10 protein-coding genes are annotated in these 13,651 nt (G+C 55.8%); all 10 read left to right on the top strand.

Features of this window, described 5'->3' with window-relative positions; all coding sequences use genetic code 11:
• Positions 1-321 precede the first annotated feature (321 nt).
• The 10 genes from SJY40_RS10995 to SJY40_RS10950 all read left to right on the top strand — a co-directional run bounded on the left by SJY40_RS10995 (position 322) and on the right by SJY40_RS10950 (position 13,604).
• Entirely contained in the window at positions 322-840 is a 519-nt protein-coding gene (locus SJY40_RS10995) for a TnsA endonuclease N-terminal domain-containing protein (RefSeq protein WP_378946236.1), read from the top strand.
• The gene (locus tag SJY40_RS10990; protein WP_378946233.1) at positions 840-2,999 is read left to right on the top strand and encodes a hypothetical protein; all 2,160 of its coding nucleotides are present in this window, start codon (positions 840-842) and stop codon (positions 2,997-2,999) included. The genes SJY40_RS10995 and SJY40_RS10990 overlap by 1 nt, the downstream gene beginning before the upstream one ends.
• A complete protein-coding gene (locus SJY40_RS10985; protein ID WP_378946230.1) occupies positions 2,980-3,948 on the top strand; it encodes an ATP-binding protein in 969 nt (322 codons plus the stop codon). Before SJY40_RS10990 ends, SJY40_RS10985 begins: the two co-directional genes overlap by 20 nt.
• On the top strand, positions 3,941-5,782 hold the full coding sequence (locus SJY40_RS10980) for a TniQ family protein (RefSeq protein WP_378946228.1): 1,842 nt from the start codon (positions 3,941-3,943) through the stop codon (positions 5,780-5,782). The genes SJY40_RS10985 and SJY40_RS10980 overlap by 8 nt, the downstream gene beginning before the upstream one ends.
• A 431-nt stretch (positions 5,783-6,213) precedes the next feature.
• A complete protein-coding gene (locus SJY40_RS10975; protein WP_378946225.1) occupies positions 6,214-7,662 on the top strand; it encodes an N-6 DNA methylase in 1,449 nt (482 codons plus the stop codon).
• Positions 7,659-8,795: a restriction endonuclease subunit S gene (locus SJY40_RS10970; RefSeq protein WP_378946222.1), complete on the top strand. Its 1,137-nt coding sequence runs from the start codon at positions 7,659-7,661 to the stop codon at positions 8,793-8,795. Before SJY40_RS10975 ends, SJY40_RS10970 begins: the two co-directional genes overlap by 4 nt.
• Before the next feature lie 81 nt (positions 8,796-8,876).
• Positions 8,877-9,590: a hypothetical protein gene (locus tag SJY40_RS10965; protein WP_378946220.1), complete on the top strand. Its 714-nt coding sequence runs from the start codon at positions 8,877-8,879 to the stop codon at positions 9,588-9,590.
• A 29-nt stretch (positions 9,591-9,619) separates the two neighbouring features.
• The gene (gene hsdR / locus SJY40_RS10960; RefSeq protein WP_378946217.1) at positions 9,620-11,944 is read left to right on the top strand and encodes an EcoAI/FtnUII family type I restriction enzme subunit R; all 2,325 of its coding nucleotides are present in this window, start codon (positions 9,620-9,622) and stop codon (positions 11,942-11,944) included.
• 474 nt (positions 11,945-12,418) lie between these two features.
• A complete protein-coding gene (locus SJY40_RS10955; RefSeq protein WP_378946215.1) occupies positions 12,419-13,102 on the top strand; it encodes a TniQ family protein in 684 nt (227 codons plus the stop codon).
• Positions 13,074-13,604, top strand: a complete 531-nt coding sequence (locus tag SJY40_RS10950) for a hypothetical protein (RefSeq protein WP_378946212.1) — start codon at positions 13,074-13,076, stop codon at positions 13,602-13,604. Before SJY40_RS10955 ends, SJY40_RS10950 begins: the two co-directional genes overlap by 29 nt.
• The last annotated feature ends 47 nt before the right edge of the window (positions 13,605-13,651 follow it).

The raw sequence follows: 13,651 nt of genomic DNA, 5'->3' as shown, positions 1-13,651 counted from the left end.
GTTGAAGCCCGATACACCTCATTCATGATCCAACTTTCGGCCTCGGTCAAGCATGCAGTGGATTCTGTGGGCCGGGGCCTCGTGTCTCAATGAAAGAGGAACCCGTCGCACCGAGAGGCATGTCTCCGGTGTCGGGAGCAGCAGCCTATGTATGAAAATGATGTCGGGGGGCCTTATGTCCCGCCAGAGCGAACCCGTGCGACCCGGATGTTCCCGGCGCGATCACGCGCAAGCGGACGCGGATTCGTGGTCGCAAAACTACATGCCAGTGCGGCTTGGCGGCAGCTCATCTTTGAAAGTGACCTTGAGCGGAAGTGCCTCTTGGTACTGCTGTCGCAGAGAGCTGTCGTCGATATTTGGGATCAGCCGCCGCAGATCACCTATCGCAACCAAGTGGGCAAGCTCTCATCTCACACGTTCGATTTTCTTATCACGTTGGAGGACAGGAAAAAGATCGCGATCGCCGTCAAGCCCGGCGTGCTGGCCGAACGAAATGGGTTCGACAGAGAGTTTGCGTTGATCAAGACACAGATTGCCAAGCAGTTCGCGGACGATGCGCTACTCGTCACTGACGGTAGCTTCTCGGCGGCGGAAGTGCGCAATGCAGAGCTGCTGCACATGTTCCGGCAGGCCGAGGATGTCGAAGCCGATGTGGCGATTCAGCAGATACTCCGAGGCATGAACTGTGAAACATCTCTGGGGCAAGTCGTGGCTGCGACCGGCCTGCAGGGGCGGGCATTCCGTGCAGGCTTCAAAGCGATCTTCGATGGGCTCGTCCTAACGGACCTGTCTCTTCCTGTGACCGAGGCCAGCGTGCTCTCGAATTCGGAGGTGCCCTGATGGCGGTCAGACTTCGCATCAGCAAATCGGATGCGGTGATCGCGGGCGGCACCGTACATGTAGTCAGCGCCGTCTCGGATCGCACGCTGGAGTTGCGTCCGCTGGATGGAAGCTCAGACCTCCTGTGCTTCAGCCATGCTGACGTCAAGCGCATGATTGATGAATGCAAGGCATCCATCGAATACGGGTATTTTTCTGGTGCGCAAGCTGCCCGCCGAGCTTTGGCGGGCAGCGCGCTTATCAGCCGGATGGGCGCAGCCGAAAAGGCTCTGATTTTCCGCAAGCAGCTTTACGTTGAGTGCTTTCTCGATGCGGAAAAAAATGGTGAAGTAAGCCGCTCCAATGATCCGTGCGTCGCATTCCTTCCCGAGTTGGGTAAGCGCGTCGAGGCCAAAATTTTAGAGCAGATACGCTGTGATCAGGACGGGGTAGGGCTTGGAAAGCTACTCTCCATGAAGCATCCGGGGCGGACTGCCCTTATGGCCTGGGTGCGGGAGTGGCAGAAAACACATGATCCTATGTGTTTAGTTAAAAGAAGCCGCTTCAACGGTGCCAACGCCAAGCGGCTCTCATCTCAGGTCGAGAATGTCCTGCATACGGCGATTAAGACCTATCTACACCCTAATCGGGTCAACGTTCGTCACGTGGCTGACGAGGCAAATCGGGCCATTCGTGAGTTGAACAAATCGCTCGTGCTCAATGATCAGCTCACAGTGCGGGAGGTGTCTGAGAGAACCGTCTACCGGCGAATTGAAGATCTAAACCAGTTCGAAACCTATGCGGCTCGCGAGGGTGCGGCAAAGGCCAAGAACAAGTTCGGCCCATATGGTCAGGGCCTTGAAATTGAAGCCCCGTTGCAACGCATAGAGATGGACGAATGGCAGATCGATCTCCTTGCGTACTTGGAAGGCGCGGGGATCGATGTGAGCGATCCTAAGTTCGACGAACTTCGAACCGGGCGCTTCTGGATGTGCGTAGCTATCGACGCTGCGACACGTGTGATCCTGGCCATCAAGGTAGCAAGGACGCCCAATGTCGAGGCGGCATTGGCAACCCTGTGGTTGGCCATGCGGAACAAGGGCGAGATTTCAAGACAGCTCGGGTGCAAGAAGGCTTGGAGTCAGCACGGCCACATTTTCAACGTGGTCGTGGATAACGGGTCTTCCTTCGTTAACCCGGACTTCAAAGCCGCCCTATCGGACCTCGGGATCGGATATGAAGTATTGCCAGCAGGCGTGCCGAAGTTGCGGTCGCGCATCGAGCGCGTCTTCCGAACTTTGGGCACCATGCTCATGCCATTTCTGACGGGTCGAACGTTTGGCAACACACAAGAACGTGGCGACTACCCGGCCGATCAGTATGTATTACATACTGCGGACAGCATTGTGGAACTCATGGTGCGCTTCGTCGTCAACGCTTACCATCACCGCCCGCATCGCGGCTTAGAGTATGCTACACCCGCGGATGCCTGGGATCGGTTGATGGGGCTGTACGGATATAGCCCTGCCAAGTCGCACCATGCTCTGCGCCATTTCCTTGGTATTCCTCTGCAACGCCAGCTTGGTCGGCACGGCGTACTTGTCTGCGGCATAGCCTACACCAGTCGCGATCTTGCCGCTTTTTTCCAGCGTCGCGGTGCCCAACAGATCGATCTGCGCATGGATCCCGAAGACATGGGATGTTTGTCCGTCTGGTTCGACGATGCATGGCATACGATCCCCGCAGGCTTACAGAATGCGCGCGGTGTGTCTCTTGCTGTATGGGAAGCGACCATCCGCGATCTGCGCCGATCAAACAAGGCCGCGGCGCGTCTCCATATCGAGATTGTCGATGCAGCACTCGAGCGTATCAAGCAGATCGACGATCACCAGCGTGCATGGCGTCAGATCGGTCCTCTGACCGTATCTGCGAAGGATATTCGCCGGGCAGAGCACGAGAGCTTCTTCGGCCTGAGTTTCGGCACTGTTCCGGGCGAGGCGGTCGAGGAAAATCCGTCCGTAGGCACGGCAAGCCTGACAGGCGCTCTCTCCGAAACTGCAGCGTCCAAGGAGCACGCCGATGAGGGTGAGCCTTCCGTCAGTGATGCCTCTGACCAACCCTCTCTTTCTGTCGATCCCCAACCCGAATGGAGGTTCAGTGATGAAGATGAGCAAGAATAACCCCGAAGTCCGCCAGATCATTCAAGACATTCGGTCCGCATATGTCCCGACGATGGCCTATGACCGTCTTGATGATTATTTTAACCAGCTGCTCGAACAGCGGCGCGCGGACCTCGACGAGGGCATCGTATCCGACCTAAGGGGGATCGTCCTCGTTGGCCGCTCAGGGGCGGGGAAGACGACGGCGATCCAAGAGTTGAGGCGGCGCTACCGGAACCGACTGGTCTGTGACGGCCCGGACGGCATCAACGAGATTGTCGGCCTCAAGGTGCCATCGCCAGCCACGATGAAATTCGTGGCGACGGCGGCGCTCCATGCTGCGGGTTATCCGCTAGTCCGTGATCGATCGGCGGCTGTTATCTGGGGACTTGTGAAACAGCAGTTCAAGTTGCGAAAAACTCTCTTCATGCACATGGACGAGGCGCAGGATTTGGCTCAGCACCAGACCGACAAGGAGCGGCAGGCTATCGTCAATACGCTGAAATCACTAATGGAGAACAGTCAGTGGCCAGTCGGTCTGCTTCTGACCGGAATGCCCGGCCTCAAGTCGATCATCAATCAGGATGCGCAGTTGGCGCGTCGTATGTACCCGATAGAAATCGAGCGCCTGTCGCAATACGCGGGGCAGGATCAGGTCCTTGGCCTCGTGGCGCGCTACTGTGACAGGGCGAAGGTGCCGCGCGATGAAGACTTGAGAACGACCGAGTTCGCTTCGAGGCTGATGCACGCGGCAGACTACGAGTTTGGCCTCTTGGCACAGTTCATCGTCGAAGCCCTAACGCGCGCTTTGCGCTCTGACGGCTTGGGAGCAGAGCTTTCCAAGCGCCACTTCTCGGAGGTCTACTTCATGCGGACTGCGGCCATACCGGGGCTCAACCCGTTTCTCGCGGAGGATTTCATCCGGATTGATCCGAGGCAATGCTTTGATGACGAGGGCGATGATGAGTGACGCTGAAAGGCATGAACGGCAACTTGGGCTGACTGTTACCCCCTTCGAAGGAGAGGTCCCTGCAAGCATTGTCTCGCGGATCGCGGCGAGAAACGGGATTTTCCCGCGAGACCTTTGCTCTGATTTTGGGTTGAGATGGCCGTTTCTTTGCTCCGGCTACCCGGACCAGCTATCTGGGCTTGCCGATGTTGCAGGGCTCGACCTAGCAAAACTGGCTCGATGGAACCCTGAAAAAATCGGGATCGGACGCTACCGGGTCGGGCATACCCGCACCAGTACTGGCGTCTTTCGACGTACAGCGACACGGGTCTGTCCGGCATGTATCGAAGAGGCGCTAGAAAAGGCCGGGCTTCATGGAGGCCACCAGCTTCTGGAGTGGAACGTCATGTGTTTGCACGGCTGCGTCCATCACAAGGTGCCTCTGGTTGAGCTTCCTCGTGCTGGAACTTCGCACGAAACCTACAACGTCATCGCCCAGATTGCCCGGCATCGTGACATTGTGAAAAAGGCTGCAGATGCGGATCCGACATATGCTCCTACCGCATTCGAGGCGTATGTAAGGAGCAGGATCAACCATGGGCCGCAGGCCGATTGGCTAGGCGAGCTTGAGCTCAGTCAATTGCACGGCGCTTGCTTAAGCCTCGGTGCCGCTATTTGCGGATCGCTCCTTCCAAGTCCTGCGAATGTTGACCTGGATCTTGAGCGTGAGTTCTGCGTCGAGGGGCTACGCGTTCTCTCCGCTGGACCAGACAGCCTGACGGTCTGCATGGAGGAGTTGAAATCGCGACCCGGCGCTCGACGTTCTTATTTCTCGACAGATCTGGGGACATTTTATGTCTGGCTGCGGGCAGCGCATGGGGACGCCGAGGTTCAATCTATCGTCGATAGCGTACATGCGTTTGCAGTCCGGAACTACACGATGAAACCCAAGAAACGCGTCTTGGGCAGGCCGGTACCAGCCGTTAAACGCATGTCGTTCGAAACCGCCCGTGAACAGTCGGGGCTAAGTGTAGGTTTTCTCAAACGGCTGATCCGTCACGTTGATATTCTTTCTGAGGCACAATCCGCTGCCCTGACTGAAACAACGCCTGAGCAGTTATCCAGGGCGATCGACTTCTGGGGTGGGTTGAGAAATCTCGAATCTACAGCAGTAGCGTTGAACGTGCATGGGATGCAGGTGAAGGGGCTGATTGAAAATGGAATATTGCGCTCGATTCGGTTTGGAACCGCGCTGCGCTATGTCTTCACTGAGGATGTAAATCGGCTTTTGGCAGAAGCGGCTGCGTTGCCTGAATTACCCGATATTGGATCCTACCTTCCGCTTCGCGAACATTGCCAAAATCAGCGCGTCGGGATTGTTCGTCTGATCACCCTCTGGCAGCAGGGCAAGGTTGGCGGTTTTGTCCGGGGGGCAGGTACGGTAGGACTTCAGGCGATCCATGTGCCGCAAGATGTGGACGTTGGCGCACGCTACACCCCGGTGGCCACGCGAGACCTTACGCCGCGAGAAGCCGCAGCCTACCTGAAAATCGGAGTGGGAGCCATTCGGGCGCTTCGGAAGGCGGGGTATCTTGGTCACGCGAAACGCCTCAACGCAGATACTAACCATCGTCATTCTCTAATAACCCAATCCAGTATTGCGGAGTTCGAAGCTCGCTTCCTCACTCTTGGACAGCTTGCGACATTGGAGCGGGTTGCCCCGATACATTTGGGGCGGCGACTGGATAGGGAAGGGGTTCCGACAGTCACCTGCCTTGGCCGACACGTTCGTGCCTACGAGCGATCGCATGTTGCAGCGCGTACGGTTGTCGCAAGGAGCATCAGTGTTGGATAGCGACGTTGAGCGCTGGAAGTCTCAGCTGTTACGGATGGCTGAATTGGATGTGTCGTCTGATATCTGCAATGATCACCTAAGGACGATGTTGCTTCGCGAACACCATCGTTTGAAAGCTGCCGTGCGGCAGGCGATTGGTTAGCCTGCGCCAAACGGCGTAAATACCAATCGGACTCCGGTCGCGGCTTGTCAAAGTTCTGTGGGAAGTCACGCCGAACTTCGTACATGTGTATGACAGGTGCCTCATACCAGCAGTAATCAACTGATCGTCGTTTTTTAACTTTAGCCGATGACCTTGCCGCTCGGTGAACGCCGATTTTGGCTTCAAAAGACACCCCATAATCCTCGATAATAGGCCTGCGTGCGGGTCGCTGCCTCTTGCAGCGGCCCCTGACTGGTGGGACGATAAAGCCCATAATTGGAGAAGTAGTTTGTACGAAAACGCGTTTAATAAAATTGAGCGGGATCTCAGGTCCGAACAAGGCATCGCAAACGAGCTGGACTATGTTGAGCAAACGTCTTGGGTGCTTTTCCTGAAATATCTCGATGACCTTGAAAACGAACGCAAAGATCGCGCCGAATTAAACGGCGACGACTACACTCCGATCATCGGCGGTGCCTTCCGGTGGGACAAATGGGCAGCGCCCAAAGTTGATGGCAAGTTTGACCACAACACCGCCCGTATCGGCGATGATTTGATCGCGTTCGTGGATAAGGACCTGTTTCCCTATCTCGCGTCATTCCGTCAGTCCGCCACCGGTGCCGACACAATCCAATACAAGATTGGTGAGGTCTTTACCGAACTGCGTAACAAGTTCCGCTCGGGCTATGTCCTGCGTGACGTGCTAGAGGCCGTGGACAGCTTGGCATTCAACACCCAAGCCGAACGGCACGAACTGTCACAGCTGTACGAAACCCGTATCCGCCGCATGGGCAATGCTGGCCGGAACGGGGGCGAATACTATACGCCACGTCCGTTGATCCGCGCCATGATCAGCGTCATCGACCCCAAGATCGGTGAGACGATCTATGACGGCGCTGTCGGCTCTGCGGGCTTTCTTTGCGAAGCCTATGACCACATGCGCACCGATAGTCTGTCGGGTTCGGACTTTGAGACCCTGCAAACCAAAACCTTCTATGGGCAGGAAAAGAAGGGGCTCGCCTATGTGATCGGGATCATGAACATGGTCCTGCACGGGATCGAGGCTCCGAATCTTGTCCACTCCAACACGCTCAATGAAAACGTGATGGATATTCAGGAAAAGGACCGCCACGACGTCATCCTTGCCAATCCCCCCTTTGGCGGCGGCGAACGGCGCGAGGTTCAGCAGAACTTTCCGATCCGCACGGGTGAGACTGCTTATCTGTTCCTGCAACACTTTATCCGCAAGCTGCGGGCCGGTGGGCGTGCTGCTGTCGTCATCAAGAACACCTTCCTTAGCAACACCGACAGCGCCAGCGTCGCCCTGCGCAAAGAGCTGCTGCAGGCGGCGGAACTGCACACCATCCTCGATTGCCCGCAAGGCACGTTTCAGGGGGCGGGGGTTAAGACTGTCGTTCTGTTCTTTGAAAAGGGCGCGCCGACAAGGGATATCTGGTTTTACCAGCTCGATCCGGGGCGCAGCATGGGCAAGACCAACCCGCTGAACGACGCTGATCTGGCCGAGTTCGTGGAATTGCAGCGCACCCGCCCCAACGGACCGAAAAGCTGGATCGTCAATCGCGCCGATCTAGACGAAGACACCTATGATCTGTCGGTTAAGAACCCCAATGCGCCCGAGGCCGAAGCGTTGCGTAGCCCCGAAGCCATTATCGCCGACATGCTGGCGCGGGATGCCGAGACGGCGGATATTCTCGAGAATATTCGGGGGATGTTGTGAAGGCGGGGTGGAAGGTAAGGCAGATTGAGGACGTAGCCTTCATTCAAGAGGGGCCCGGCATTAGGAAGTATGAGTACGAAGAAGGTGGCTTCCCGATGATCAACGTCCGGTGCGTGCAGGATGGTTACATCGATATGTCAAGCGCGAGGGCGGCGAACACCGAACTCGCGACTGGAAAGTGGAAGCACTTTCAAGTTGATGAGGGTGATATCCTGTTTACCATTTCAGGGACCATTGGTCGTTGCGCCATAGTCCAAAAAAGCGACCTGCCACTTTTGATGAACACAAGCGTAGTTCGATTCCGCCCAACCGTGCGAGAATTAGACTCTCGATTTCTATACCTATTTCTCCAGTCGGAGGGCTTTCAAGAACCCCTTAAGCTGCTGTCGAGTGGAACCGCCATTCGGAATGTGGGGCCAACTCATATCAAGACACTCTCCATCCCTCTCCCACCGCTTGAAGAACAACAGCGGATTGTTGCGGTTCTGGACGAGGCCTTCGAGGGTCTGGCCCGCGCCCGCGCCCACGCCGAAGCTAACCTCCAAAACGCGCGGGAGTTGTTTGAGAGTGTCCTTGATGAAGCAGTTCATTCAGGCAAGCCTAACTGGCGTACAATGACCGTCGCAGACACGATGAATTGCACCAAAGTACCAGCAAAAATCCAACGTAAAGCTTATTTGGAAAAAGGCGATTTTCCAATCGTATCTCAAGAGGCGGCATTGATAAACGGTTACTGGAGTGACGCAGATGATGTAATCCATCTACAGCAGCCTGTCGTCGTGTTTGGGGACCATACTCGCGCCCTGAAATACGTTGATTTCGATTTTGTGGTTGGCGCAGACGGTACGCAAATAATGGCACCTATCGAATGCTTCGATCCGCGTTTTTATTATTACGCCCTAAAAACGATCAATTTGGAAGGTAAAGGCTATGCTCGTCATTTCAGTCATTTAAAGAAGTGCGAAATTCATTTTCCAACTTCTATTGAAGAGCAGCAGGGCATAGCATCTCAACTTGATGAAGTATCAGTGAATGCGCATGATTTAGAGAAGCGGTATGCTCGGGTGCTCCAGAACCTCGACGATCTCCGCCAATCCCTCTTGCAGAAAGCCTTCGCAGGCGAATTGACATGATTTGACAAGAAGACCCCATGAAAATTTACAGTGAATCCAACGCCATTTCCGGTACTCAGCTAATCACCCCAAGCGCTCACCATGACTGAAGAGTTTGAAAAATTCGTTCGTATTACTGTCACTTTTAAGAATGGCGTTTGGATGACCTCAACAGGCCGCAAGCTGACTGCGGTAGAAGGAACCACGGCTGAATTTCTCCTGCCCGCGGAGGCCAGCTCAAAACTTTGGCCTCAACGAGAGGTGCCTGCGCGTAAGCTCTACCAGTTTCTCGCCCCAGGTGCGCATTTGATGTTTGCGCTTCGGGTTAGACAACATGACTCGTTGGCCGAGCCGCTTCTGCAGCACTTGATACCACCGCAAGACATGCGCGGAAAGGTTGAGTGGGGTTCCGTGAAAGGCTGGCACTCGACGGAAGCACATTTCATCCAAATCACACTGGACGCATCAAGCGAAGAGCAAAGAAAGAAAACCCCTGATTTCACGGGGGGTGTGCTGGTAGAGGTCCGAGGCAATGCGATCAAGGTGATGGACGTTTCGCCCTTCACGCTGCCAAAGGGGATAAGCGGCAAAAAGCTTATATCCTTAAATCATGCCTTCACGATCTTGTCGGAGGTATATGAAATACATCGCGCCGCTCATACGGGCAGCATCTACGAAACGGTTTTCTACCAAGGTAGCGATAACCGTTGGTATCCTCTGGGCCACCTTCGAAAGCTTGACGGCACTGACATTGGCAAAACCGTTCTTGCCCAGGAAGAGACTGCTGATCTGTTTTCGGAACTGGATGAACATTGAGAGAAAAACGATTTTAGGATGTTCCGTGCATGAGTATTTACGACGAAACCGAAGCTGATACCCGCGCCGAGCGTATTGACCCCGTTCTTGCTGCAGCGGGCTGGGGGCAGAATGGCAGTAAGGTTCGTCGCGAGGTCATCTGTCCGGGCCGCATTCAGGCAGGCGGCACGCGGGGCAAGGGGCTGTCTGCCGATTACGTCCTAATCCACAAAGGCCAGAAGCTGGCCGTGCTAGAGGCAAAGCGCGCTGGTATCAGTCATCGCAACGGTGTCGGTCAGGCCAAGGATTATGCCGATCGGCTGGGGTCGCGCTTTGCCTATGCCTCTAATGGGATCAATTGGTACCAAGTTGACATGACCACAGGGGCCGAGGCTGACATGGCCCTGCCGTTCCCTACGCCAGAAGAGTTGTGGGACCGGACCTTTACGACCCATAATGATTGGCGCGAACGCTTCGGGGCGGTGGAGTTCGAAACGGATGGCGGCAAGTGGGAGCTGCGCTATTACCAGCACAAGGCCGTCAACGCGGCACTTGAGGCGCTGGCGAAAGGCGACCGACGCATTCTGCTGACGCTGGCGACCGGTACCGGCAAGACCTCTATCGCGTTCCAGATTGCGTGGAAGCTGTTCCAGTCCAAGTGGAACCTGTCGGGTGAGCCGGTTCGCCGCCCGCGCATTTTGTTTCTGGCCGACCGCAACATCCTTGCCGATCAAGCCTATAATGCGTTCGGCGCCTTTCCCAATGATGCCGTGACGCGGATCGACCCTGACACGATCCGCAAGAACGGCGGCCAACCGCCCAAGAATGCCAGCCTGTTCTTTACGATCTTTCAGACCTTCATGACCGGTGAAGGCAAGGCGGTCTATACGCAGTACCCGCCTGACTTCTTCGATTTCATCGTCGTCGACGAATGCCACCGTGGCGGGGCCAAAGACGAAAGCGAATGGCGGCGGCTGCTTGAGTATTTTGAACCTGCGGCACAGCTTGGCCTGACCGCCACGCCCAAGCGTAAACACAACGCGGACACCTACGCCTATTTCGGCGAGCCAGCTTATACCTATGCCCTGCGAACCGGAATCGAAGACGGCTTCCTGACGCCGTTCAAGGTGCGCCAGATGGCCAGCACAATCGACGCCTACGTTTATCATCCCGAGGATGAGCTGGTGGCCGGTGACGCCGAGATTGGCGACGCTTTCACTGAAAGTGACTTCAATACGCGCATCGTTATCGAAGAGCGTGAGTTGAGCCGCGTGAAGGAATTTATGGGGCAGATCAATCAGCGTCAAAAGGCATTGGTTTTCTGCGCAACGCAGGACCATGCAGCCTTGGTTCGTGACCTGATCAACCAAGTGAAGGATGGCACGAACCCGAATTACTGCCATCGCGTAACTGCGGATGACGGGGCCGTGGGCGAACAGCATCTACGGAACTTCCAAGACAATGATAAGGCGACCCCGACGATTTTGACCACTTCCCAGAAGCTCTCTACCGGCGTGGATGCGCGAAACATTCGCCACATCGTTCTGATGCGCCCGATCCGATCCATGATCGAGTTCAAACAAATTATTGGGCGCGGGACACGCACCTATGAAGGCAAAGACTTCTTCACGATCTGGGATTTCGTAAAAGCCCACGAGAACTTCAGCGATCCTGAATGGGATGGCGAGCCGCTGGCCCCAGAGCCGCCTAGTCCTCGAACGCCACCTGTTGGACCAGGGCCGGACGGCGAGCCTCCCAAGCCTGACGATGGGGAGTCGGAAGAACCACCACGTGAGAAAATTGTTATTAAGCTGTCAGACGGTAAGACTAGAGCGATCCGGTATATTGCAACGACGACCTACTGGAGCCCTGAGGGAAAACCGATTTCGGCGGCCGAGTTTCTTGAGCGGCTATTTGGCGAACTGGCTGGACTGATTGCGGATGAAGATCAGCTTCGCAAGCTGTGGAGCGATCCCGACAATAGAGAGCACTTCCTAGGTCAACTGTCCGACCGTGGGTATGATCAAGACCGGCTCAACGATATCCGCGGATTGGTGGATGCGCCTGACAGCGACCTGTTCGATGTCCTGAGCTATGTTCTCTTCACAAGCCCGCCGAAGACCCGTCACAATCGCGCCGACCGTCTGAGAAGTGACGGCATGCCTGAAGTCGAAACAACTGACATGCGGGAATTGCTGCTTGCTGTCCTGAGTGCCTATGAAACGCGAGGCGAGACTGAACTTGCCACTAAGAAGCTGGGTTCATTTCTGATAGCTCGATTTGGGAGCGTAGGTGAGGGAAAGGCCCGTTTGGGAGGGTTGCCAGCGGTCAGAAAGGCATTCCTTGCTATGCAGCAGGGCCTTTATTCCAGCTAAAGTTCAAATGATCTTCAATCGTGTTTAGTACTATTGATGGTATCGCCCTCCAGATCATCCGATTTTTCATGATGCCGCGAATGACCGCTTCATAGAATTGCGTCCCGCAACGAACGGCTACGGATGGGCGGCCGGTCTGGGCGGGAGGCATCATGGCAGCCGACCCGGGGACCATGCTAACCTCCTCTACATAGCGAGCCTTCTGCCGCCTTGGCACCAAAGGTCAGGTTGGGTCGGAAATGCTTGGCATTTGGGTCGGAATTGCTTGGCACGGCTTACTGATAAGATTCAAAAAATTTGCCGCGAAAAGTCGGTTCCGCATGGCATTCGACACTTTTTGTCAGTTGACAGACAAAACCGACTTTTGTGTCAGATCGCTGACCCAAAAGCCGAACCTTCCAGAGATCAGAGTGGCGTTGCCCAGTGGGGTTTGCGAGCGTAAGGCCAGTCTTTATCCGATCGCGGAAGAACCGTTTGGCCAAGAGCCTCCCTGCCACCCCCGGAACGAACTTTCTGCGTTTGCTGCTGACGGTACCGCATGTTGGGTTCGAGCCGGCATCCTCCTTGCTGTCGCGGCTTGCGGCCAGGAATGATGCCCGCTCCATGTTGCAGTTTTGCGGTGACATTGCGTTTCCGGTCGATCCGCTCTTTCGTGGTGAGAAGGTTGCCATCGAGCAATTGGCCCAGCTCGTCGGGTGTGATGCGGCCGCATTGGAAAAGGTGTCGATCCTTTATCTTCGCAATGGCCATTTTCGCCTGCGGGATGAATTTGCCTCTGTTCAAAGTTTTCAGCACGGTCGCGTCCGGGTTTGTCCGCAATATGTCAGGGCGGAGGTTCCATCCGCAGCCGAGTCATGGCGCTTACCACGTCGCCTCCACTGGAAATTCTCGTCGATCAGAAGCTGCGCAAATCACGAATGCATGCTCGTGTGCCTCCCTGCTGAGAAATTCTACAAGGATGCCAAAGATTTTGCAGCGCAGCTCCGGAAGTATCACGGCTGGCTTTTGGACCAACCGGTGGCCCAAGCAAACTACAGCGTTTTCGAGTTAGACCTGACCAACCGCATCCTGAGCGGGCAGGGCGAGCGATGGTTTGACCGGCTGGAACTCAATGTGGCATCCCGCGCATATGAAGTGCTGGGCCTACGCCAGGCGTAACGCAGAAGATCTGATCTCCCGCGGCCTCGCAGAGCTTAAGGCAGTTGGCGATATCATTCCAATGAGCTTCGGGACCCAAAAAATGCTCGACGCCTACGAGCGCGAAAAGATATCCTTCCGAGCCGCAGGGTCTTCATCTCGCAATGCTGCAGACGAGGAGAATGCGCAATGTGGGAGCCGGATTTCCGTCAGCGAGGCCGCTCGGAGGCTGCGTGTCACGGCTAAAACCGTCGCGTATATGGTTCAGCACGGGGTGCTCTGCGGCCTGGCCGCATCTGGTCGTTATCGTCGAGGGACGACCGTAGTCGCGGCCAATAGCCTCACCCAGTTCCAAGAGAGCTTCATATCCTTAGGTGAACTCGCTGCGGTCACACAGCGCCCACAGGGGGCGCTTTCGATGAAGCTTAGAAATGGCGGTGTAGCTCTGTTGGCGATGCCACATGATCTAAGCCGGGTCCACTGGCGCGAGGATGTAAGTGTCGTCGCGTTCAGGGAGGAATGACGCCTTGGGCGGAAAGCAGACTTTCGCAGCCATCGACACCAGCGTCT

This window comes from Paracoccus sp. R86501, from assembly GCF_042466435.1.
Taxonomy (GTDB): Bacteria; Pseudomonadota; Alphaproteobacteria; order Rhodobacterales; family Rhodobacteraceae; genus Paracoccus.
Note: the sequence above shows the minus strand (reverse complement) of the source record. Positions and strands in the feature narration are given on the sequence as shown.